The 23095-nt window shown below is 68.5% G+C and carries 18 protein-coding genes and 1 tRNA gene; 16 read left to right on the top strand and 3 right to left on the bottom strand.

Going from position 1 to position 23095, the window contains the following annotated elements:
• Positions 1-71: 71 nt before the first annotated feature.
• On the bottom strand, positions 72-1067 hold the full coding sequence (locus tag ACFTS5_RS00925) for a class I fructose-bisphosphate aldolase (RefSeq protein ID WP_378626450.1): 996 nt from the start codon (positions 1065-1067) through the stop codon (positions 72-74).
• A gap of 36 nt (positions 1068-1103) precedes the next feature.
• Positions 1104-2015, bottom strand: coding sequence for a LysR family transcriptional regulator (locus ACFTS5_RS00930; RefSeq protein ID WP_378626452.1), 912 nt, complete (start codon positions 2013-2015; stop codon positions 1104-1106).
• Between the two features lie 105 nt (positions 2016-2120).
• Here ACFTS5_RS00930 and ACFTS5_RS00935 point away from each other — a divergent pair, with 105 nt between their 5' ends.
• The 8 genes from ACFTS5_RS00935 to ACFTS5_RS00970 all read left to right on the top strand — a co-directional run bounded on the left by ACFTS5_RS00935 (position 2121) and on the right by ACFTS5_RS00970 (position 12618).
• Entirely contained in the window at positions 2121-3584 is a 1464-nt protein-coding gene (locus ACFTS5_RS00935) for a form I ribulose bisphosphate carboxylase large subunit (RefSeq protein WP_378626454.1), read from the top strand.
• A gap of 13 nt (positions 3585-3597) precedes the next feature.
• Positions 3598-4023 (top strand): ribulose bisphosphate carboxylase small subunit, encoded by a 426-nt coding sequence (locus tag ACFTS5_RS00940; RefSeq protein ID WP_378626456.1) that lies wholly within the window; start codon positions 3598-3600, stop codon positions 4021-4023.
• Between the two features lie 4 nt (positions 4024-4027).
• Entirely contained in the window at positions 4028-5005 is a 978-nt protein-coding gene (locus tag ACFTS5_RS00945) for an AAA family ATPase (protein ID WP_378626458.1), read from the top strand.
• Between the two features lie 142 nt (positions 5006-5147).
• Entirely contained in the window at positions 5148-7457 is a 2310-nt protein-coding gene (locus ACFTS5_RS00950; RefSeq protein ID WP_378626460.1) for an FdhF/YdeP family oxidoreductase, read from the top strand.
• A 13-nt stretch (positions 7458-7470) separates the two neighbouring features.
• Entirely contained in the window at positions 7471-8334 is an 864-nt protein-coding gene (gene map, locus ACFTS5_RS00955) for a type I methionyl aminopeptidase (protein ID WP_378626462.1), read from the top strand.
• A 68-nt stretch (positions 8335-8402) separates the two neighbouring features.
• Positions 8403-9974, top strand: a complete 1572-nt coding sequence (locus ACFTS5_RS00960; protein ID WP_378626464.1) for a cobyric acid synthase — start codon at positions 8403-8405, stop codon at positions 9972-9974.
• 245 nt (positions 9975-10219) lie between these two features.
• A complete protein-coding gene (locus ACFTS5_RS00965) occupies positions 10220-11827 on the top strand; it encodes an AMP-binding protein (RefSeq protein ID WP_378626466.1) in 1608 nt (535 codons plus the stop codon).
• 227 nt (positions 11828-12054) lie between these two features.
• Positions 12055-12618, top strand: coding sequence for an alpha/beta hydrolase (locus tag ACFTS5_RS00970; protein ID WP_378626468.1), 564 nt, complete (start codon positions 12055-12057; stop codon positions 12616-12618).
• An 80-nt stretch (positions 12619-12698) separates the two neighbouring features.
• On the opposite strand, the gene ACFTS5_RS00975 is transcribed toward ACFTS5_RS00970, so the two are convergent.
• Positions 12699-13721, bottom strand: coding sequence for an alpha/beta hydrolase (locus ACFTS5_RS00975; RefSeq protein WP_378626469.1), 1023 nt, complete (start codon positions 13719-13721; stop codon positions 12699-12701).
• A gap of 153 nt (positions 13722-13874) precedes the next feature.
• Between ACFTS5_RS00975 and mqo the strand changes: the two genes are divergently transcribed.
• The 8 genes from mqo to ACFTS5_RS01015 all read left to right on the top strand — a co-directional run bounded on the left by mqo (position 13875) and on the right by ACFTS5_RS01015 (position 23038).
• The gene (gene mqo / locus ACFTS5_RS00980; protein WP_378626471.1) at positions 13875-15485 is read left to right on the top strand and encodes a malate dehydrogenase (quinone); all 1611 of its coding nucleotides are present in this window, start codon (positions 13875-13877) and stop codon (positions 15483-15485) included.
• The gene (locus tag ACFTS5_RS00985; RefSeq protein WP_378626472.1) at positions 15482-15922 is read left to right on the top strand and encodes a GNAT family N-acetyltransferase; all 441 of its coding nucleotides are present in this window, start codon (positions 15482-15484) and stop codon (positions 15920-15922) included. Before mqo ends, ACFTS5_RS00985 begins: the two co-directional genes overlap by 4 nt.
• A gap of 140 nt (positions 15923-16062) precedes the next feature.
• A complete protein-coding gene (locus tag ACFTS5_RS00990; RefSeq protein ID WP_378626474.1) occupies positions 16063-18234 on the top strand; it encodes a magnesium chelatase subunit D family protein in 2172 nt (723 codons plus the stop codon).
• A 211-nt stretch (positions 18235-18445) separates the two neighbouring features.
• Positions 18446-19060, top strand: coding sequence for a cob(I)yrinic acid a,c-diamide adenosyltransferase (cobO, locus tag ACFTS5_RS00995; RefSeq protein ID WP_378626475.1), 615 nt, complete (start codon positions 18446-18448; stop codon positions 19058-19060).
• A gap of 34 nt (positions 19061-19094) precedes the next feature.
• Entirely contained in the window at positions 19095-20588 is a 1494-nt protein-coding gene (locus tag ACFTS5_RS01000; protein ID WP_378626476.1) for a cobyrinate a,c-diamide synthase, read from the top strand.
• 25 nt (positions 20589-20613) lie between these two features.
• Positions 20614-21045, top strand: coding sequence for a cobalamin biosynthesis protein (locus tag ACFTS5_RS01005; protein ID WP_378626477.1), 432 nt, complete (start codon positions 20614-20616; stop codon positions 21043-21045).
• 51 nt (positions 21046-21096) lie between these two features.
• Positions 21097-21162: transfer RNA gene (locus tag ACFTS5_RS01010), tRNA-Pro, on the top strand.
• A gap of 277 nt (positions 21163-21439) precedes the next feature.
• Positions 21440-23038 carry a TROVE domain-containing protein gene (locus ACFTS5_RS01015; RefSeq protein ID WP_378626478.1) on the top strand — a complete coding sequence of 533 codons (1599 nt, stop codon included), beginning with the start codon at positions 21440-21442 and terminating at the stop codon, positions 23036-23038.
• Positions 23039-23095: the final 57 nt, after the last annotated feature.

Consider the following 23095-nt stretch of genomic DNA (forward strand, 5'->3'; position numbering starts at 1 on the left):
GCGGTGCCCGAGGGGTAGCGCCGCTGCTGCGTGTTGCCGCCGCGCTCAGGACGGCTGCCGAGCGGACCCGCCTACGCGGCGCGCTCGGCGGCAGCAGAGGCGTTGCGGCAGTTCTGGAGCAGAACACGGTGTGCTGCGGGAACTTCGGAGTTCGTTCCACCCCAAGTGTGCAGGGCCGCGCTCACGAGCGCGCGCCCGAAGGAGAATGTCACAGGCCACGGCCGCTCGTCGACGGCGGCGAGTTCGCTCAGAAAGGCGCACGCCCGCGAGGTGGGATGCCCACCGGACAGGAACGCGATGCCCGCCACCTCGGCGGGCACCAGCTCACGCAGCACGGCGAAGGTCGCGGCCGCGACGTCGGCGGGCGGGACAGCCGCGGCGTCCAGACCGGGGGTGACGAAGTTGGGCTTGAGCACGATGCCGGTGAGATCCACCGCGGCGTCGACGAGTTCGGTGAACACCGCGCTCAGAGCCAGGCGTGTCGCCCTCGCCGAGGCCGCGAGGTCATGGTCGCCGGTGCACAGCACCTCGGGCTCGACGATGGGGACGATGCCGTGCTGCTGACACAGCGCGGCGTAGCGGGCCAGCGCGTGCCCGTTGGCGCCGGCGGAGTAGGGGGTGATGGTGTGCACGTCGAACACCGCCCGCCACTTGGCGAACGCGGCCCCTCGATCGGCATAGGAGGCCAGCCGTGCGCCGAGCCCGTCGAGCCCCTCGGTGATCAGCGCACCGCCCTGGCCGGGGAGCGCGGTGGTGCCGGTGTCGACCTTGATTCCGGGCAGGACGCCGAGTTCGCGCGCCGCGATCGGGAACGGGCGCCCGTCGGCGAGATCCTGGCCGAAGGTCTCGTCGCAGAGAATGATTCCGCTGATCCATTCCGGCAGACCGTCGGCGGTGAGCAGCAGTTCGCGGTAGTCGCGCCGGGCCGTCGCGCTCGCGGGAACCCCTTCCTGTTCCAGGCGCGATGACATGGTCTTGATCGACTCGTCGGCGGCGAGAATGCCGCGGCCGCCGCTGGTGAGCTGCTGGGCGATGTCGGCGAGGGCGGTGGCGGGGAGTGTCGTCATGACGACCAGCATGCGAGCATCCCGTCGCCGCCGTCCTCACCCCTTCGGGCGAACCCGGGTGTGAAATGCGGCCGCGCCCACCTGTTCCGGATCGCACAGGTGCGCCACGAACATTCGGGTCGCCGCGGTCGGTTCCTGGGTCGCGCAGACGTGCCACGGCCGGTCGAGAGGTGTTCCCGGCACGCTGTAGGAGACCAGTTCCCCCGAGGCGAGTTGCTCGCGCGCGGCCTCCTCGTGCACGAGCGTGACGCCGAGCCCTTCGCGTGCGGCGGCTACGGCGGCGCCCGAGGTACCGAGGGTGAGCAGTGGTGGCGCGGCCTGCAACCGGCTCAGCAACGACAGCGTGGTGTCGCGGGTGCCGGAGCCGATCCCGGTGAGCAGCCAGGGCGTGGTGAGCGGATCGTCGACCAGTCCGGGCCGCCCGACCAGCAGCAGCCGGTTGGCCCGCTGGGCGGCGGTGACCAGCCCGGAGCCCCGCGGCGGTCGACCGGCCAGGGCGATATCGAAGACGTGATCGGCGGCGCGGGCGAACAGCTCGCCACGGGTCAGCACCGACAGCGACAGTTCCACGTGCGGATGGGCTCGAGCGAAGGTGGCCATCAGCGCCGGAAGCACGTACTCGCTGGCCGTCGCGACCGCGCCGATGCGCACCCGTCCGCGATCGGCGTCGTGCACCGCCCCGGCCGCCTCCGCGAGCAGTCCCAGCAGCTTGCGCACGTAGCCGGCGAAGATCTCACCCGATTCGGTCGCCACGATGCCCCGGCCGGACTTGCCGAAAAGTGTTGTGCCCAGTGCGTCTTCGAGCGCGGCGATCGCGGCTGACACCGCGGGCGGCGTCACATGCAACGTCTGCGCGGCGGCGCGCACACTCCCGGTGTCGTACACGGCGAGAAAGGTGCGCAGCCGACCCCAGGTAGCGGCCGCGGGCAGGTCGGGGCTGGCGAACATCGTTCAATGATGCCTTAACAGTGCACAGGAAACATTCCATTGTCGCTGAACTGTCGCGCCCACACACTGAAAGTGCTTCATAGGCGTGACCCGAAAGGAACGGCGATGACGACGATCGACAACGACGGCGCGGCGACCAAAGAGCGTTGGGATCCGGGTGTACAGAGCTATGCCGGAATGGGTTACTGGAACCCCGATTACATCCCCAAGGATACCGACGTGCTCGCCGTCTTCCGGGTCACTCCCCAGGACGGCGTCGACCCGATCGAGGCCGCGGCCGCCGTCGCGGGCGAATCGTCCACCGCCACCTGGACTGTCGTGTGGACCGACCGGCTCACCGCCAACAGCCACTACCAAGCCAAGGCGTACCAGGTCGACGAGGTTCCGGGCAGGCCAGGCGAGTACTTCGCCTACATCGCCTACGACATCGATCTCTTCGAGGAAGGTTCCATCGCGAACCTGACCTCCTCGATCATCGGCAACGTCTTCGGTTTCAAGCCGCTCAAGGCGCTGCGCCTGGAGGACATGCGCATCCCCGTCGCCTACACCAAGACGTTCCAGGGCCCCGCCCACGGCATCGTCATGGAACGGGAGATGCTCAACAAGTACGGCCGCCCGCTGCTCGGCGCCACCATCAAGCCCAAGCTCGGCCTGTCGGCCCGCAACTACGGGCGCGTGGTCTACGAGGCCTGTCGCGGCGGCCTCGACTTCACCAAGGACGACGAGAACATCAACTCCCAGCCCTTCATGCGCTGGCGCGACCGCTTCCTCTACGCGATGGAGGGGGTGAACCGGGCGATGGCCGAAACCGGCGAGATCAAGGGCCATTACCTCAATGTCACCGCGGGCACGATGGAGGAGATGTACCGGCGGGCGAACTTCGCCAAGGAGCTCGGCAGCGTGGTGGTGATGATCGACCTCACCATCGGCTACACCGCTATCCAGTCGATGGCGCACTGGGCCCGCGAGAACGGACTGCTGCTGCATCTGCACCGGGCCGGGCATTCCACCTACACGCGGCAGAAGACGCACGGCGTGAGCTTCCGGGTGATCGCGAAGTGGTCGCGGCTGATGGGTGTCGACCACGTGCATGCGGGCACCGTCGTCGGCAAGCTCGAGGGTGACCCGGCCACCACCCGTGGCTTCTACGACACGTTGCGCGACAACAATGTTCCCCGCAATCTCGGCAACGGCATCTTCTTCGATCAGGACTGGATCTCGATGCCCGGCGTCATGCCGGTGGCCTCCGGTGGCATCCACGCCGGCCAGATGCACCAGCTCCTAGACCTTTTCGGCGACGACGTGATCCTGCAGTTCGGCGGCGGCACCATCGGCCACCCGTACGGCATCGCCGCGGGCGCCGAGGCCAACCGGGTGGCGCTCGAGGCAATGGTCAAGGCGCGCAACGAAGGTCGCGATCTGCTGTTCGAAGGACCCGACGTGCTGCGCAGGGCGGCCAAGCTCTGCACCCCGCTGCAGGCGGCTCTGGACACCTGGGGCGACATCACCTTCGACTACACCAGCACCGACGCCCCCGATGTGGTGGCGACTCCGGTGCCCTCGATCTGACCAGGAGCACCCGATGAAACTGCGTTACGGAACCTTCTCCTACCTGCCCGACCTCACCGATGACGAGATCGCGGCCCAGGTGAAGTTCGCCCTCGATCACGGCTGGCCGGTCTCGCTGGAGTACACCGACGACCCGCACCCACGCAACGTCTACTGGGAGATGTGGGGGCTGCCGATGTTCGACCTGGCCGAACCCGACGGCGTGCTCGCCCAGCTCGCGGATTGCCGGGCCACCTTCCCACAGCACTACATCCGGCTGCTGGCCTACGACGCGGCGCTGGGCAGGCAGTCCACCGCGATGTCGTTCCTCGTCCAGCGACCCGCGCACGAGCCCGGCTTCCTGCTCGAACGCGTCGAGGGTCCCGACCGTACCCAGCGGTACTCGGTGAAGTCCTACGCCACCGCCCGTCCGACCGGCGATCGGTACGCGGGCGAGTGAACTGATGGACACACCAAAGGGATTCGGGTTCCACCGCCCGTCGGCAGGCGGCACGGCGCAGACCACGGCAGTCGAGGAGCAGACGCCCGAGCCCGCGATTCTGGGTGACGACGAGGTGCTCGATCTCTCGGCCGACGAGGCCGCGGCCAGGGTGAGCGACACCCTGGCCGCGCTCGACGCCGAGCTGGTCGGCTTGGCCTCGGTCAAGCGCCGGGTCCGCGAGATCGCCTCGCTGCTCCAGGTCGACCGGGCGCGGCGCCGGTTCGGGCTCACCACCACGCGACCCACGTTGCACATGAGCTTCACCGGCGGTCCCGGCACCGGCAAGACCACGGTCGCGCTGCGGATGGCGGCGATCCTGCACGCGCTCGACTACATCAGGGCCCCGCGCGTGCACACCGTCACCCGCGACGACCTGGTCGGCCAGTTCATCGGCCACACCGCGCCCAAGACCAAGGAGGCGATCGCCCGCGCGGCCGGGGGAGTGCTGTTCATCGACGAGGCCTACTACCTGTTCCGGCCGGAGAACGAGCGGGACTACGGGCAGGAGGTGATCGAGATCCTGCTCACCGAGATGGAGAACGAGCGCGGTGATCTGGTGGTGATCTTCGCCGGCTACCCCGACCGGATGGCGACCTTCTTCGCCGCCAATCCGGGCCTGAGTTCCCGGGTGCCGCACCACCTCACGTTCGCCGACTACGACCATGCGGAACTGACCCAGATCGCGGGACTGATGGTGGAGTCGGAAGGATTCGCCTTCGACGACGACGCGCACAAGGCGTTCGCCGAGTACCTGACGCTGCGCATGGAGCAGCCCAGGTTCTCCAACGCGCGCAGCGTGCGCAACGCGATCGAACGCTGCCGGCTGCGGCAGGCCCGCAGGCTGGTCGCGCTCGACCGGCCACTGGGCAAGTCCGACCTCATCACGCTCACCGCCGAGGACGTCTACGGCAGCAGCGTCTTCGAGCCGGCCCAGGACTGAGTCACACGCGCGGCGGAAAGCCCGATAACCGGCACCTATCAGGTGATCGGGCTTTCCGCTTTGACAAGGGTGGACAATGTGAGAAGCCTTTTGTCAGATATGCCGACCGCGCGGTGCCGCAGAACTGAAGAGAAGCTGACACATGACCTCGATCGAGGACCCGCAAGATGATCTGAGCGTGACCGCGCCCAAGACCTGGGCGGTCGGCGTTCCCGCGGTGGCGCACGCGATCGAGTACTCGCTCTCGCAGAACTCCCCGGCCCGCACCGCGCTCACCTTGCTCAACATCAATCAGACCAAGGGCTTCGACTGCCCCGGCTGCGCATGGCCCGAGCCCACGCGCCGCCACCTCAACGAGTACTGCGAAAACGGCGCCAAGCACATCAACGACGAGGCCACCACCCGCCGCGTCACCCGGCAGTTCTTCGCCGAGCATCCGGTCGCCGAGCTCGACACCATGTCGGATTACTGGCTCAACCAGCAGGGCAGGCTCACCGAGCCGATGGTGAAGCGGCCCGGCGCCACGCACTACGAGCCCATCGGCTGGGACGACGCCTTCGACCTGATGGCACGCGAGCTGCGCGGCCTCCCCACCCCCGACGAGGCCCTGTTCTACACCTCGGGGCGGCTCAACAACGAGGCCGCGTTCCTGCTGCAACTGTTCGCCCGCGCCTACGGCACCAACAACCTGCCCGACTGCTCGAACCTGTGCCACGAGTCGAGCGGTTCCGCGTTGGCGCAGACCATCGGCGTCGGCAAGGGCAGTGTGTCCCTCGACGACATCTACGAAGCCGATCTGGTCTTCGTCGTCGGCCAGAACTCCGGCACGAACCATCCGCGCATGCTGTCGGCGCTCGAGGAGACCAAACGCAACGGCGGCAAGATCGTGGCGGTGAACCCGCTGCCCGAGGCCGGGCTGATCCGGTTCAAGAACCCGCAGAAGGCACGCGGCGTGATCGGGCGCGGCACCGAGATCGCCGATATCTTCCTCAAGATCCGCCCCGGCGGCGACCTGGCCCTGTTCCAGATGCTGAACAAGCTGCTCCTCGACGCCGAGGACGCGGCGCCCGGCACGGTGCTCGACCACGCGTTCATCGCCGCGCACACCAGCGGTTTCGATGCCTTCGCCGAGCACGCCAGGACGGTGAGCTGGGAGCACGCGCTCACCGCCACCGGGCTGACGCGCGCGGAGATCGAGGCCGTGCACCAGCAGGTGCTGGCCAGCAGGAAGGTCATCGTGTGCTGGGCGATGGGTTTGACCCAGCACAAGCACGGCGTGCCCACGATCCGTGAGATCGTCGACTTCCTGCTGCTGCGCGGCAACCTCGGCCGCCCCGGCGCCGGGGTGTGCCCGGTGCGCGGGCACAGCAACGTCCAGGGCGACCGCACCATGGGCATCTGGGAGCGGATGCCGCAGTCGTTCCTGGACGCTCTCGGCACCGAGTTCGGTTTCACCCCGCCCGCGGCCCATGGGCTGGACGCGGTCGGTTCCATCCGTGCCATGCGCGACGGCAAGGCGAAGGTATTCGTCGGTGTCGCAGGCAATTTCGTGCGGGCCACGCCCGACAGCGAGGTCACCGAGGCCGCCCTGCGGCAGTGTTCGCTGACCGTGCAGATCTCCACCAAACTCAACCGCTCCCACACGGTCTGCGGCGAGACGGCACTGATCCTGCCCACGCTGGGCCGCAGCGATCGCGATATCCAGGCCACCGGCGAGCAGTTCTACACGGTCGAGGATTCGATGAGCCAGGTCCGCACATCGCGGGGGCGCCTCGACCCGGCCTCGCCCGAGCTGCTCAGCGAGATCGCGATCATCTCCCGGCTGGCGCGCAGCACGCTGGGGGCGGAGTCCACGATTCCGTGGGAGGAATTCGTCGCCGACTACAGCACCGTGCGCGACCGGATCTCCCGGGTCGTGCCCGGCTTCGAGAACTTCAACGAACGGGTCACCGCGCCGGGCGGGATGCTGCTGGTGAATCCGGTCAACAAGGGCATCTACCGCACCGCGAGCGGGAAGGCCGAGTTCACCCGCAACGACTTCGACATGATCGACGCGCCGCCGGGCTACCTTGTGCTGCAATCTCTGCGGTCCCACGATCAGTGGAACACCATTCCCTACGCGAGCAACGACCGCTACCGCGGCATCCACCACGCCCGCCGGGTGGTGATGGTCAACCCCGACGACCTGGCCGAGCGGGGCATCGCCGACGGGGATGTGGTCGACATCGTCAGCATCTGGCACGACGGCACCGAGCGGCGGGCGGAGAAGTTCGTCGCCGTCGGGTACCCGGCCAGCCGTGGTTCGGCCGCCGCGTACTACCCGGAGACCAACGTGCTGGTTCCGCTCGACAGCGTCGCCGACATCAGCAACACGCCGACCTCGAAAGGCATCATCGTCCGTTTGGAGCCGGTGGTCCGACGGGCTGGGACCGACGGCGACGTGCGCGCATAGATACACTGCTCTCATGTCCGTGCGCACCCGTCAGCCACTAGTTCCCGGTACCCAGTCGCCGATCCGGGAAGTTCCCCGCTCCATCGAGCGGCCCGAATACGTGTGGAAGAAGACCGCGAACGAGGGCAACGAGCCCTGGGTACAGACCACCGAGACCATCGAGAAGATGCGGATCGCGGGCAGGATCGCGGCGCGGGCGCTCGAAGAGGCGGGGAAGGCCGTGGTTCCCGGTGTCACCACCGACGAGCTCGACCGGATCGCCCACGAGTACATGTGCGACCACGGCGCCTACCCGTCGACGTTGGGCTACAAGGGTTTTCCCAAGTCGTGCTGCACCTCGCTCAACGAGGTCATCTGCCACGGCATCCCCGACTCGACGGTGGTCGAAGACGGTGACATCGTCAACATCGACGTCACCGCCTTCATCCACGGCGTGCACGGCGACACCAACAAGACCTTCCTCGCCGGCGATGTCGACGAGGAGGTGCGTCTGCTCGTCGAGCGCACCGAAGAGGCCACCAACCGGGCCATCAAGGCGGTCAAGCCTGGTCGCGCCCTGAACGTGGTCGGCCGTGTCATCGAGGCCTACGCCAACCGCTTCGGCTACGGCGTGGTGCGCGACTTCACCGGCCACGGCGTCGGCCCCACGTTCCACAGCGGCCTGGTGGTGCTGCACTACGACCAGCCCAGCATCGAGTCGGTGATCGAGCCCGGCATGACCTTCACGATCGAGCCGATGATCAACCTCGGCGGTATCGACTACGACATCTGGGACGACGGCTGGACCGTGGTCACCCAGGATCGCAAGTGGACCGCGCAGTTCGAGCACACACTGGTCGTCACCGACACGGGTGCGGAAGTTCTGACCTTGCCGTGAATCGGCGCAGGTCGAGGCTCGCGCCTTTGGGTCGTCACCGACACGGGCGCGGAAATTCTCACGCTGCCGTGAGCGCGCCCCTGCGCGGCGCGCTGTTGATCGCGGGTACCACCTCCGACGCCGGGAAGAGTGTCGTGGTGGCGGGTATCTGCCGGATGCTGGCGCGGCGCGGGGTGCGGGTGGCGCCGTTCAAGGCGCAGAACATGTCGAACAACTCGGTCGTCACTCTCGACGGCGGGGAGATCGGGCGTGCCCAGGCGCTGCAAGCTCGAGCCTGTGGGCTGGAGCCGAGCGTGCGGTTCAACCCGGTGCTGTTGAAGCCGGGCAGCGATCGCCGCTCACAGCTGGTCGTTCGAGGCACAGCGGTCGGAACTGTGGGCGCGCGTGACTATTTCACTCGGCGGCAGGAGCTGCGCGAGGTCGTCGCGGCCGAATTGGCCTCGTTACGTGACGAATTCGACGTCGTGATCTGTGAGGGGGCGGGCTCGCCGGCCGAAATCAACCTCAGGGCAACCGATCTCGCGAACATGGGTTTGGCCCGCGCCGCCGACATTCCGGTCCTGGTGGTGGGCGACATCGACCGCGGCGGCGTCCTCGCCCACCTGTTCGGCACCGTCGCCGTGCTGGAACCCGAAGATCAGCAGCTCATCGCGGGCTTCCTCGTCAACAAGTTCCGCGGTGACGTGTCCCTGCTGCAACCCGGCCTCGACCAGCTGGTCGCGCTGACCGGCCGACCCACCCTCGGCGTTCTTCCCTTCGCCGAAGAGCTCTGGCTCGATGCCGAAGACTCCCTCGGCACCATCTCCGGCGCCCCCGTGGGTCGCCCCGGCCCGCCGCACGGCGCCGACTGGCTCACCGTGGCCGCCGTCCGCCTCCCGCGAATCTCCAACTCCACCGATATCGAGGCTCTCGCCTGCGAACCCGGCGTCTCGGTCCGCTGGGCCGACAGCCCCCACCAGCTGGCCACCGCCGACCTCGTGATCGTCCCCGGCAGCAAGGCGACCATCTCCGACCTGAACTGGTTGCGCGCCAACGGAATCGCCGATGCTCTGCGAACCCGCGCCGCCGCTGGGCGCCCTGTTCTCGGCATCTGTGGCGGCTACCAGATGCTCGGCGCCCGCATCGTCGACGGCGTCGAGCACACAGCGGCGGTGGGTCGAGCCGATGCCCCCGAATCGGTGACCGCGCGGCCCTGCGTGGTGGAGGGCCTCGGTCTATTCGATCTCGATATCGAATTCGCGAACCCGAAGATCGCCCGGCAAGTATCCGGCATCGCGGGCCCGGATCCCCTGCACGGCTACGAGATCCACCACGGCAGGGTCACCCGCACCGGCGACCCCTCCTGGCTGACAGTCGAGGGCAACCCGGAAGGCAGTGCGCGAGAAGCGGTCTGGGGCACCCACGTCCACGGACTGCTCGAATCCGACGAGTTCCGCCGCACCTGGCTCACCGAAGTAGCCGCCAGAGCCGGGCGCACCGGCTTCACCGTCGCCCCCGACACTTCGGTCGCGGCCGTCCGATCCGCGCAACTCGACCTTCTCGCCGACCTCGTCGAGCAACACGTCGACCTCGCGGCGCTGGAACACCTGATCCGCGAGGGCGCCCCGGCCGATAGCCCCGTCATCCGAACCTCCCGGTGATCCTGGCGCCGGCAGCTGCGGACGCGGTGGTGTACGGCCCGTCCGGCCGCACCGTCCACGCGGCGCCGTTGTGGCGAGTCCGCCGATCCGGCACCACTGTTTTGTAACCTGTTCTACTATTGGCGGCACCGATTGCTGGAGTCCAGGCCGAGCTCATCAAGGCCTGATTGCGTCAGTGTCGACCGGGAAGTAGAACGTGTTCACGGCGGTGTGTAGTCGATGCCGGTGGTCTACGAGGAGTGATTGTGCAGTTCAATCTGGCGGACGTCTTCGAATCGGTGGCTGCGGCCGTTCCCGACCGTGTCGCGCTGACCTATGAGGGTGAGAACGTCACCTACGCCCAGCTCGACAGCGAGGCGAACAAGGTGGCGGCGATGCTGTCGCAGGCGGGCATCGGGGAGGGTGACCATGTCTCGTTGTTCCTCAAGAACAGCGTCGAACACGTCCATGCCCTCCTCGGCCTGATCAAGATCCGCGCGGTGCCGATCAACGTCAACTACCGCTACACGCCCGCCGAACTCGAGTACATCTTCACGAATTCGGACTCGGTCGCCGTCATCGTCGAACTGCCGGAGCACCAGCGAACGCTGGCGGAGCTCCTCTCGGCGTGCCCGCTGGTCCGCACGGTGATCGTGATCGGTGCGCTCGACGACGAGCTGCGCACCGCCGCGGCCGCTCGATCGGTCGCCGTGGTTTCCTTCGCCGAGTCCGAAACACACTCTGCTGCAGTGGAGTTCGCACCTCGTACCGGAGACGAGCTGTACGTGCTCTACACCGGTGGCACCACCGGATACCCGAAGGGTGTGATGTGGCGCCACGACGACTTCTTCCGCAAGCCGCTCTCGGGCGGAAATCCCTACGGTACCGACCCACGCGCCGACCTCGCCGAGATCGCCGCCGCCGCAAAGGAATTTCCGGAGCTGTCCTTCTTGATCGCGGCGCCGCTCATGCACGGCGCGGCCCTGTATTCGCTGTTCACGTTCTTCACTCTCGGCGCCCGTGTGGTGCTCATGCGCGACTTCGACTCGCAACGCGTTGTCGAGGCGATCGAGCGGGAGCGGATCCAAGTGATCCTCATCGTCGGCGATGGCATGGGGCTACCTCTGGTCGACGAGCTGGAACGCCGTCAGGGCCAGATCGACCTGAGCTCACTGTTCTCGATCACCTCCGGTGGCGCGATCTGGTCGGTCGGAGTGCGCGAACGGATGCTGGCGGTCAAGCCGGATCTGCTGCTGCGGGACAACTTCGGGGCCTCCGAGTCCGGCAACGACGGCGCCTTCACCGTCGACGAGCAGGGCAATCTGCGCATGCCGTCGTCATCGACGATGCTGCTCGTCGACGAGGAGCTCGCCGACATTGCGCCGGGCAGCGACCAGATCGGGTACATCGCCCGCGTCGGCAATGTTCCGCTCGGCTACTACAAGGACGAGGACAAGTCCGCCCGCACCTTCCGCACCCGCGTCGACGGCACGCGGATGTCGATCCTGGGTGACATGGGGCGCGTCGAAGCCGACGGCACCATCGTGTTCCTCGGGCGTGGTTCGCAGTGCATCAATACCGGCGGCGAGAAGGTGTTCGCCGAAGAGGTCGAGGCCGTGCTGCACGCCCACCCGTCGATCGCTGACGCGCTCGTCGTCCCGGTACCCGACGAGCGCATGGGGCAGAAGGTGGCCGCTGTCATCGCCACCTACCCGGACGCGCCGGCACTGACGCTCGACGAAGTCCAGCAGCACTGCCGAACGTCGTTGGCGGGATACAAAGTACCGCGTTCGATGAGTACCGTCGTCGAGATCAAGCGAACCCCTGCCGGCAAAGCCGACTATCGGTGGGCGACCGAGGTCGCGCGCGGTTAGCGCACATCGGAGTGAGGCGTTCGAGCCGTGTGGGAGTCGTGACCCGTGCTTCAGTGGATCACCCGCTGTGCGGCCGGTCTCCTCACAGCGGTGGGGTCGGCGTTGTGACAGGTTTGGCAATTTCGGCATCGCAGGCAGTGAATGCCCAGTACACGGGGGTGTGGAGATCGGCAGGGCGCGCCGGAACAGGCCGCGTTGTTCAGGCTGGACGTGTACCGTAACCCGGCATGAAATCTCGGCAGATCACGGTCGGTGACCAGGCCTGGACGGTGCGGGTCGACGGACCTTCTTCGCGGCACAATGTGCTGCTGCTTCCCGATGCGGACGACCCTGCCGACGTGTTCGACAAGGTGTGCACACGGCTGCACGAGTCCGACTTACAGACCATCGTCGTGGAGTCTGTCGAGGGACTCGATCCGGCGGGCGTGCGCGCGATTCTCGACGAACTCGAACTGCCTTACGTCAACGTCGCGGGGCGTGGGTCGGGCGCAGAGCTGGCGTGGCGGGTGTGCGCGGGCCGGTTCGGCCGGTTCATGAGCCTGGTCGTCGCCGACCACGGGCACCCGGCGGTTCCCGACGCCGACGGCCGAGTCCCCGACGCGACCTGTCCGCCGCTGGAACTGCCCGTCACGATGCTGGTCACCAAGGGCCTGCCCCGCGCCACCGCCGATGCCTCCGGCCGCTATGTCTACGGCGAATTCCGTGTCGTCCCACTGGAAGTCGACAACATCGCCACCGAGGCGGGCCACGAATTCGCCACCGAGATCGTCCTGCGCACCAGCCTCTGGTAGACGCGGCCGAGCTCACCAGGCACTGACGCGGATCGCTGTTCGCGCAAGTTCGCGGCAGAGCCTGGTGAGCGGTGTCCGGATCAGGACTTGCGGTAGGTCGCCAACCAGTCGAGCCAGTTGTCGGTTTCCTGGAACGCGTTGGCGCGCACGGCTTCCGAGGACAGGAACACGTCGTGGCGGGCGCCGTCGATCGGGACGATCGAGGTGCGCTCGCCCAGGCAGCCCGCCCAGCGCTGGATCTGCTTCACATCGAGCACGGCATCGGCCACGTCGACGGCGGGGGAGTGCTCACGGGCGAACTTGGTGAGCCGCGAGCGCAGGATCAGCGCGGGCACGCCGATGGTCAGGCCCTGGTGCAGGCGCGCGTGTCCCTGGCGGATGGCGCGCAGCCAGCCCAGCCGCACCGGTTCACCGCTGAGCGGCTTCCAGTCCAGGTTGTAGTCCCACTCACCCGAGCGGCTGGTGTGCAGGCTGTCGCCGTAGGCGGTGCTGACGCCGCCGGGCAACTGGGCGAAGGCGCGGAACCGGCCCACCGCGTTGATCACGGGGGTGCCGACGGTGCGGTAGAAGGACGGTCCCTGCAGGTCGAACCAGGGACTGTTGAGGACGACCCCGGCCACGCCCGCCGCCGCGCTGCCACCGGCCGCCTCGAGCCGGTCCAACCACAGCGGCACGATCAGGCCGCCGGTCGAATGCGCGACGATCAGCACATCGTTGCCGGTCTCCTCGCGCGCGATCCGCAGCGCCTCGGTCAGCTCGTCGTCGTAGAGCGCCAGGTCGCTCACGTAGTGCGCGCTCTGTCCTTCTCGCCGCGACCGCCCGCATTTGCGCAGGTCGAGCGCGTAGAACCGGTGCCCGCGCGCCGCGAAATGCTCGGCCAGGTGCTCCTGGAAGAAGTAGTCGGTGAACCCGTGCACGTAGAGCACGGTCGGCTCGATCGCCGGCGCCGTGGCATCGGGCAGATAGCGCACGAGCGTGGCCACCACCTCGCCCTCACCGTCGGGGTCGATACCGAGCGGGAGGGTCCGCTGTTGATAGGCGGTGCCGAGAACATCGGGTTGCCACTGCTCGTCGGTTCGATCAGCGAGGGTTTCTTTCGTCACACTGCTCAATCTATCGCGCGGTCATGGTGACGTGCAGGCTTGCTTTTCATCACATTCGGGAGGTCCGTTGCAGAACTGTGCTCAGCTGAGGTGCACAATTGGCATCAGGTGAACGACGGGTAACCTACCTCCCGGCGATTCACCGCGAGTCGCATGAACACCGCCAAAGCGCCCGCGCCAAGCGAACTCACCCGCCGGTGGGTAGCTGAGAAGGACAAGGAAGTCGATCTACCCGTGCCGAACGCTGCGAAGAGTGAAAAGACCGATGTAGTTCTCATCGGCGCTGGCATCATGAGTGCCACGCTGGGCGCGCTGCTGCGGCAGCTGCAGCCGGATTGGACGATCTCGGTGTTCGAGCGGCTCGACGCCGCCGCCGCGGAGAGCAGCGACCCGTGGAACAACGCGGGTACCGGCCACTCGGCGCTGTGTGAGCTCAACTACAGCCCGCAGAACGCCGACGGCTCGGTCGACGTGAGCAAGGCCGTCGACATCAACGAGCGCTTCCAGGTCTCGCGCCAGTTCTGGGCCTCCGCCGTCGACACCGGCGTGCTGGACGACCCCGCCGGCTTCATCAACCCCATCCCGCATGTGAGCTTCGTGCACGGCGCCGACAACGTCGACTACCTGCGCAAGCGCTACGAGGCGCTGTCGCCGCACCCGCTGTTCCGCGGCATGGAGTACATCGACACCCCCGACGAGTTCGCCGCGCGCCTGCCCCTGATGGCCAAGGGCCGTGACTTCAGCGACCCGATCGCGCTGAACTGGTCCGACGGCGGCACCGATATCGACTTCGGCGCGCTCACCAAGCAGCTGCTCGCCTACATCGGCTACTCCGGCGGCGAGATCGCCTTCGGCACCGAGGTCCGCGACCTCGACAAGCAGTCCGACGGGTCGTGGAACGTCACCGTCCGCAACCTGCGCACCTACCAGTCGCGCACCATCAACGCGAAGTTCGTGTTCGTCGGCGCCGGTGGTGGCGCGCTGCCGCTGTTGCAGAAGGCAGGCATCAAGGAAGCCAAGGGCTTCGGCGGCTTCCCGATCAGCGGCCAGTTCCTGCGCTCCACCAACCCGGAGCTGATCGCCGCGCACGAGGCCAAGGTCTACGGCAAGGCCGCCGTCGGCGCGCCGCCCATGTCGGTGCCGCACCTCGACACCCGCGTCATCAACGGCCAGAAGGGCCTGCTGTTCGGCCCCTACGCCGGCTGGACCCCCAAGTTCCTCAAGGACGGCTCCAACGCCGACCTGTTCAAGTCGATCAAGCCCAACAACATCGGCTCGCTCGTCGGCGTCGGCCTCACCGAGCTCGGCCTGACCAAGTACCTGGTCGAAGAGCTGCTCAAGTCGCAGAACGGCAAGGTGGGCGTGCTCGGGGAGTTCCTGCCGCGCGCGCAGGGCCGCGACTGGGAGCTCATCACCGCCGGTCAGCGTGTGCAGGTCATCCGCCGCAAGGGTGTGGGTGGGGTGCTCGAGTTCGGCACCGCGGTCATCTCCGCGCAGGACGGCTCCATCGCCGGTCTGCTCGGTGCGTCGCCGGGTGCGTCGACCTGCGTCACCGCCATGCTCGACGTGATGCAGCGGTGCTTCCCGGAGCAGTACACCGGCTGGACGCCGCAGCTGCAGCAGATGATCCCCTCCCTCGGCCAGAAGCTGTCGGAGAACCAGGCCCTGTTCCAGGAAGTGTGGGACTGGACCAGCAAGTCGCTGAAGCTGGACGCCGCCACCGCGCCTGCGAACGAGCAGGTCCCCAGCTACGCGCAGGTGTGAGCGTCGAACTGAGACGGGCGTGGGCGGCGGATCTGGACGCCGCCACCCTCTACCGGCTGTTGTGCCTGCGCGTCGAGGTGTTCGTCGTCGAGCAGGAATGCGCCTATCCCGAGCTGGACGGGCGCGACCTGCTGGCGACGACGCGGCACCTGTGGCTCGACGACGGTTCCGTGCTCGCCACGTTGCGCCTGCTCGACGAGTCCGCCGACGGGGTCACCAGCTATCGCATCGGCCGGGTCTGCGTCGCGCAGTCCGCTCGCAAACACGGGTACACCACCCAGCTGATGCAGGCGGCGCTGGCCGAAACCGGTTCGGCCACTGTTCGATTGGATGCCCAGTCGCACCTGGTCGGCATGTACGCGAAGTTCGGTTTCGCCGTCGACGGACCCGAGTACGACGACGACGGGATCATGCACGTGCCGATGCGGCGCGGCTGACGCGGTACACCGGGAAGCCTCGGGCTTCGCCGACGTGACGGGCGCGGGTTCGAGCAGCTCGACGGTGGCGTCAGACTTCGGTTGCCGGCCTGTCGATGCCCGGGGGGCTGCCGGGATCGGGCCGCGCATAGAGTTGGGGCGTGCCTGGTTTTGCTGATGTCGCCGCTGGTCCGCACACCGCCGCACGTGCGGCGGGTGAGGCGGGGTTCCCGTTCTCCGCTGTGGTGGGGCAGGAGCGGCTGCAGCTGGCGTTGATCTTGTCGGCCGTGCATCCCGGGATCGGCGGGGTGCTGGTGCGTGGCGAGAAGGGCACGGCGAAGTCGACCGTGGTGCGCGCGCTCGCGCAGTTGCTGCCGCCCGTGGTCGACGAGACCGGAGCGCGGCCCGCTCGGCTGGTGGAGTTGCCGGTCGGCGCCACCGAGGACCGCGTTGTCGGCTCGCTCGATCTCGAGCGGGTACTGCGCGACGGGGAACAGGCGTTCCGTCCCGGGCTGCTGGCCGCGGCCCACCACGGCGTGCTCTACGTGGACGAAGTGAACCTGCTGCACGACCACCTGGTGGACGTGCTGCTCGACGCGGCGGCGATGGGGCGCGTGCACGTCGAGCGCGACGGTGTCTCGCACTCGCATCCGGCGCGGTTCGTGCTGGTCGGCACGATGAACCCCGAGGAAGGCGAGTTGCGCCCGCAGCTGCTCGACCGGTTCGGGCTCACTGTCGACGTGGCGGCCTCGCGCGAGGTCGATGTCCGGATGGCGGTGGTGCGCCGTCGTCTCGACTACGAGGCCGACCCGGCCGCGTTCGCCGCCCGCTACGTCGACGCCGATCAGGTGGTGGCCGAACGCATTCTGACCGCACGCGACCGGTTGCCCGAGGTCGCGCTGGACAATGCGGAGCTGCGCCGGATCGCGGCGCTGTGCGCGTCGTTCGATGTCGACGGGATGCGCGCCGACCTCGTCGTCGCCCGGACCGCGACCGCGCATGCCGCGTGGCGTGGACGGGATCGGGTCACCGAGGACGACGTGCGGATCGCGGCGGAACTCGCGCTGCCGCACCGTCGTCGACGGGATCCGTTCGACGAGCCGGGGATCAGCGAGCAGCAGCTCGACGAAGCGATGGATGCCGCGGCCGCTGAGGTCGACAAGGCTTCGGGGGATGAGGAATTCGACGGTTCGCGCGCACCGGGTGACGAGGGGAACGGCCACCGGGACGAGCTCGACGCCGAGGGCGGTGACTCCGCGCGCCCGGATGATGTCGACCCCGGTGGCCGCGCGGACGAGCGGTCGCGGGGCAGCGGTCGCGAAAGCGGTCCGGACGGCCTGGGTCCCGACGATGGTCCCGATGATGACGGGGGCCCCGATGGCGGCGGCCCGGACGATCGAGGACCTGACGATGGCGGACCGGGCGGCGGCGGTTCCGGTGGCGACCGCTCGGACAGCTCCAACCAGGACAACGCGGGCAACGGTTCGCGACCCGGTCCCGAAAAACTGTCGGGCACACCGACTTCGGCGGGCAAGCCCGCCCCGCGATGGGAGGTCCCCGGTATCGGCGAAGGCGCCCCCGGTCGCCGTTCGCGCGCCCGGACCAGGACCGGCCGCACGGTCCGCCCCGACGCCGACCCGTCGACCGGCCTGCACCTGCTCGGCACAGTCTTCGCGGCCGCGCCGAAGCAATTCGAGCGTGGCAGGATCAGCGGTCCACTCGCCCTGGAGACCGAAGACCTGCGCGGGGCGTATCGCGAAGGCCGAGAAGGCAATCTGGTCGTTTTCGTGGTCGACGCGTCCGGCTCGATGGCCGCGCGCGACCGGCTCACGGCCGTGACCGGCGCGATTGTCACGCTGCTGCGCGATGCCTATCAGCGCCGCGACAAGGTGGCCGTGATCAGCGTTCGCGGCAGTGCGGCCGAACTCGTTCTGCCGCCCACCTCCTCGGTCGACATCGCGGTCCGCCGCCTGGCCGGGATGCGCACCGGCGGCAAAACGCCACTCGCCGCGGGCTTGCAGAAGGCTCGCGAGGTGATCGCCCGCGAACACGTCCGCGACCCCCGCCGCCGCCCGATGCTGGTCCTACTCACCGACGGCCGTGCTACCGGCGGCACCGACCCGTTGCCACGAGCGCGCACCGCCGCCAGGTTGCTGGCCGCGCAAGGGCACACCGCCATGGTCATCGACTGCGAGCGCGGCATGATCCGTCTCGGCCTCGCCGCCGAACTCGCTCGCGACCTGCGCGCCCGCTACCTGCGCTTGACCGAACTCACCGGCGAGACAGTCGCCGACGTGGTCCGGGCCACAGGTCTGCCCGCTCGAGCGGCATAAAGATTGCAGCCCGTCCGGCGTAGGGGTCGAGCCCTGTGAGCGCGCCGGGCGCCCCCTGATAGAAAGGGTGACGAACCGGCACGCGCGGCCGGCCCGAGAGGTACGGGTCGCGGGGCGGGCTTCGACATTCGAGCGCGCCGGCGTGCGACAGATATCGGCCGCGAGGTCGTGCAGAACGCGCACCTCGCGTGCGTCGAGAAGAGGAGTTTCCGTGCCCAAAGGTGTTCCGGAGACCGTCCCCGAGGACGGTCTGACCACCCGGCAGCGGCGCAATCAGCCGGTGCTCGCCGTGCACACCGGGCCGGGCAAGGGCAAGTCCACCGCGGCGTTCGGGATGGCGTTGCGGGCCTGGAACCAGGGCTTCGACGTGGCGGTCTTCCAGTTCGTGAAGAGCGCGAAGTGGAAGGTCGGCGAGGAAGCCGCCTTCCGGACCCTCGGCACCCTGCACGAGGAGACCGGCGCGGGTGGCGCGGTCGAGTGGCACAAGATGGGCGAAGGCTGGTCCTGGACCCGCAAGCACGGCACCGAGGAAGACCACGCGGCCGCCGCCCTGTCCGGCTGGCAGGAGATCGCCCGCCGCCTCGCCGCCGAACAGCACCGCTTCTACGTCCTCGACGAGTTCACCTACCCGCTCAAATGGGGCTGGGTCGACATCGACGAGGTCGTCGACACCCTCACCCACCGCCCCGGCAACCAGCACGTCGTCATTACCGGCCGTGACGCGCCCCCGGCCCTGATCGAGGCCGCCGATCTCGTCACCGAGATGACCAAAGTCAAGCACCCCATGGACGCGGGCCGAAAGGGACAGCGCGGTATCGAATGGTGACGGTGCCGACCGCCCGGACCGGGGGCGGTCTGTGATGAGCGCACCCGCGGTGGTGATCGCCGCCCCGGCGTCGGGTAGTGGAAAGACCACGCTGGCCACCGGGCTGATCGGTGCGTTGCGGCGTGCCGGTCAGCGGGTGGCGCCGTTCAAGGTGGGGCCCGATTACATCGACCCCGGCTATCACGGACTTGCCGCGGGACGGCCGGGGCGCAATCTGGATCCCGTTCTGGTGGGCGAGGATCGGGTGGTGCCGCTGTATCGGCACGGCGCGCAGGGCTGCGACATCGCCGTCGTCGAAGGCGTGATGGGCCTGTTCGACGGCCGGATCGACGAAAACCGCAGCGACGCGATCGCCGAGGGTTCCACCGCGCAGGTGGCCGGGCTGCTCGGGGCGCCGGTGGTCCTGGTGGTCGACGCCCGCGGTCATTCCCAGAGTCTCGCGGCGCTCCTGCACGGTTTCGCCACCTACGACTCCTCGGTCCGCCTCGGCGGTGTGATCCTCAATCGCGTCGGCAGCGAGCGCCACGAACAGGTTCTGCGCGCGGCCTGCGACCGCGTCGGCCTGCCCGTTCTCGGCGCGCTGCCCCGCATGGCCGAACTGGAAGTCCCCTCCCGCCATCTCGGCCTCATCCCCGCCGTCGAACACGGCTCCGCCGCTACCGCCGCTGTCGACGCCATGACCGAACTCGTCGCGGCACACGTGGACCTGCGTGCGATCGTGGCCCTGGCAGGCGGGTCGGTGCTGGGCGCCGCGTGGGATCCACACGTCGAGTTGATCTCAGCTGCTGAACACGGCACGGGCGGAACAATTTCCGATGGCGACGGAACGGACGCGGCGATGGTCCGCCGGCAGCCGACCTCGGTCGATCCCACCTCGGAATCCGCGTCCTCGGCCGCGGGGTCCGGCGTCGTCTCGGGCAGAGATCCGTTGATCGCGATGGCGGGCGGTCCGGCCTTCACGTTCGGCTATGCCGAGCATCGGGAACTACTGGTCGCCGCCGGTGCCCGGGTGGAGGTGTTCGATCCGCTGTCCGATGTACTCCCGGTCGGCACAGCGGGATTGGTCCTTCCCGGTGGCTTTCCGGAGGAGCACGCCGGTCAGCTGTCGGCCAACGAGCGCCTGCGCACCGCAGTGGCCGACGGTGCCGCGCGGGGCCTGCCGATCCACGCCGAGTGCGCGGGCCTGCTCTACCTCACACGCTCCCTCGACGGCCATCGGATGGCAGGCGTCATCGACGCCGACGCCGAATTCGGTCCGCGCCTGACCCTCGGCTACCGCGATGCCGTCGCGCTGCACGACTCGGCGCTGTGGCGAGCGGGGTCGCGGGTGCGAGGCCACGAGTTCCACCGCACCCGTCTGGTCCGCACCGGCGCGGAGAACCCCGCCTGGGGTTGGCGCGCGACGGGTTCCGTCGCCGAAGGCGCTGTGGTCCGTCAGGTCCACGCCTCCTACCTGCACACCCATCCGGCGGGGAATCCCGATGCGATCGCCCGATTCGTCACCGCCGCAAGACGATTCGACCACTGATGGCGCGCAGCGGCACACGGCGACGATGACGACTTCCGACGGTGAGCAGCAACCGGCGACCGGTGGTACGCCATCGGGTCCGGCGCTGGCCGTCGGCATCGGCATACGGCCGGGCACCGATGCGGGGCGGATCGTTCGCGCGATGCGGGCGGTAGTCGGCGATACCACCATCAGCTGCTTGGCGACCCTCGATCGGCGTGCGACCGAACCCGGTGTCCTGACCGCCGCGGCGACCCTCGGTGTGTCCGTGGTGGCATTCACCGCCGAACAGCTGGCCGAAGTCGACGTACGGCACCGTTCGGGCCACGCCTCGGCGACGGTCGGCACCCCCAGCGTCGCGGAAGCCGCGGCATTGCTCGCGGGCAGTGGCGAACTCATCTGCGACAGAACAATTGTCGACGGAATCGTGGTCGCCGCCGCGTCGACTTCGCAGCGATCGTCCATGCCCGGAGATTAATTCGCTGGGCAAGATCGTTGGTGCGCAGTAAATTCGTGTCAGCAGTTGCGAGGCGGACCGGATCTGATCGGTTACCACTCGGATTGGGGATGTCGCAGGTTCGAATCCTGCCCGCCACCGCAAGGTGGTGGTAGCTCAGCTGGTAGAGCACCTATACCGGTCGGGACACACACGTCCGCCGAGCAACTGTCCATCGTGAACGAGCAGGACGGGCCGGATTCGGTCGGTTATCTGGTACGACCTCAGGGTCCAGCGGGTTCGAATCCCGCGGCGGAAAGCGATTTCCGTCTTTCGGCCGTCACCACACGTCCGTCCGCTCACCACGTCACCACATGCCCCGGTCGGGTCCCGGGTCCGAAACATCAACGCCGGTACACGTATCGGAGGGGGAACAATGAATATCTTGTCGCGCTTTTCTCGTCGCGCCACGCCGCAGACTGTGCCCGCCCATCACCGGCAGGTCGTGAACAATGCGGACGGCTACGTTTTCGAGATCACCCCGCAGGCGCGGGTGCGTCGCTTCCTCACGCTCGGCACGGAATCCGGAACTTTCTATGTCAACGCGAAGGCTTTGACAGCGGACAACGCTGAATTCATCGTCGAATACGCCGCCGAGCACACCGCCGATCTGGTTCGCGAGATCGTCGAGATCTCCGCCTCCGGGCGCGCGCCGCGTCAGAACCCGGCCCTGTTCGCGCTGGCCGCCGCCGCGTCGCTCGGTGACGTCGACGGCCGCCGGGCCGCCTTCGCCGCGCTGCCGCTCGTCGCGCGCACCGGTACGCACCTGTTCCTGTTCGCCGGCTACGCCGAGCAGTTCCGTGGCTGGGGTCGTGGTCTGCGGCGCGCCGTCGCGAACTGGTACCTGGACAAGCCGATCGACGACCTGGCGTTCCAGGTGGTCAAGTACCGGCAGCGGGAGGGCTGGTCGAACCGCGACCTGCTGCGACTGTCGCATCCCGCAACCACCGACGACGATCGGCGCAGGCTGTTCGACTGGATCTGTGGTCGCGCACCGGAACTCGACGGTTTGGCACTGCTCGACGGATTCCAGCGAGCACAGGACGCACCGGTGGCGCGGGTGCCGGAGTTGGTGCGTGAGTACCGGCTCAGCTGGGAGATGCTGCCCGACGCCGCACTGAACACCGCGCCGGTGTGGGAAGCGTTGCTGGACAACGGCATTCCGCAGACGGCGCTGCTGCGACAGCTGCCGCGCCTGACCCGTCTCGGCCTGCTCGATCCACCCGGACCGCGCACCGCAGCGATCTGCGCGCAGCTCGCCGACCCGGCGAGGCTGCGCAAGGCTCGGGTGCACCCGGTGTCGGTGCTGATCGCGTTGCGCACCTACGCTTCCGGGCGGTCGGCGCGTGGCGCCGGCACCTGGACGCCGTCGGCTCCGGTCGTCGACGCCCTCGACACCGCGTTCTACGCGGCCTTCGAGTCCGTGCGGCCGACCGGCCTGCGTCACCTGCTGGCGCTGGACGTCTCGGGCTCGATGACCAGTGCGATCGGGGGACTGCCGATCTCGGCGCGCGAGGCCTCGGCCGCGCTCGCCCTGGTCACCGCACGCACCGAGCCGCGGCACGAGATCGTCGGCTTCACCTCCAGCGGTCAGGGGTGGCAGGGGGCGCGCGGCCTGTCCCCGCTGTCGATCTCGCCGAGGCAGCGTCTCGACGACGCGGTGCGGGCGGTATCGGGTTTGCCGTTCGGCGGCACCGACTGCTCGCTGCCCATCCTGCACGCGCTGGACAAGGGCATCGAAGTCGATGTGTTCTCGATCTACACCGACAACGAGACATGGGCGGGTTCGGTGCACCCGCACCAGGCGCTGGCCCGCTACCGCCGCGAGGTGAACCCGCGGGCCAAGCTCGTGGTGGTCGGCATGACGGCGACGAACTTCAGCATCGCCGATCCAGGCGACGCGGGCATGCTCGACGTCGCGGGCTTCGACGCCGCCGTGCCGTCACTCCTGGCCGACTTCGCCACGGCCGCATAAGAACACGACCCCACAAGAAATCGGAGCCGCCGCGACCTCGTTGTCGCGGCGGCGCCT

The organism is Nocardia sp. NPDC056952 (assembly GCF_042674185.1).
Lineage (GTDB): Bacteria > Actinomycetota > Actinomycetes > Mycobacteriales > Mycobacteriaceae > Nocardia.

Bases quoted from the DNA above. Each gene is read 5' to 3' on its own strand.
- ACFTS5_RS00925 (WP_378626450.1), bottom strand. From the start codon at position 1,067: ATGACGACACTCCCCGCCACCGCCCTCGCCGACATCGCCCAGCAGCTC.
- ACFTS5_RS00930 (WP_378626452.1), bottom strand. From the start codon at position 2,015: ATGTTCGCCAGCCCCGACCTGCCCGCGGCCGCTACCTGGGGTCGGCTG.
- ACFTS5_RS00935 (WP_378626454.1), top strand. From the start codon at position 2,121: ATGACGACGATCGACAACGACGGCGCGGCGACCAAAGAGCGTTGGGAT.
- ACFTS5_RS00940 (WP_378626456.1), top strand. From the start codon at position 3,598: ATGAAACTGCGTTACGGAACCTTCTCCTACCTGCCCGACCTCACCGAT.
- ACFTS5_RS00945 (WP_378626458.1), top strand. From the start codon at position 4,028: ATGGACACACCAAAGGGATTCGGGTTCCACCGCCCGTCGGCAGGCGGC.
- ACFTS5_RS00950 (WP_378626460.1), top strand. From the start codon at position 5,148: ATGACCTCGATCGAGGACCCGCAAGATGATCTGAGCGTGACCGCGCCC.
- map (WP_378626462.1), top strand. From the start codon at position 7,471: ATGTCCGTGCGCACCCGTCAGCCACTAGTTCCCGGTACCCAGTCGCCG.
- ACFTS5_RS00970 (WP_378626468.1), top strand. From the start codon at position 12,055: ATGAAATCTCGGCAGATCACGGTCGGTGACCAGGCCTGGACGGTGCGG.
- mqo (WP_378626471.1), top strand. From the start codon at position 13,875: ATGAACACCGCCAAAGCGCCCGCGCCAAGCGAACTCACCCGCCGGTGG.
- ACFTS5_RS01000 (WP_378626476.1), top strand. From the start codon at position 19,095: ATGAGCGCACCCGCGGTGGTGATCGCCGCCCCGGCGTCGGGTAGTGGA.
- ACFTS5_RS01005 (WP_378626477.1), top strand. From the start codon at position 20,614: ATGACGACTTCCGACGGTGAGCAGCAACCGGCGACCGGTGGTACGCCA.
- ACFTS5_RS01015 (WP_378626478.1), top strand. From the start codon at position 21,440: ATGAATATCTTGTCGCGCTTTTCTCGTCGCGCCACGCCGCAGACTGTG.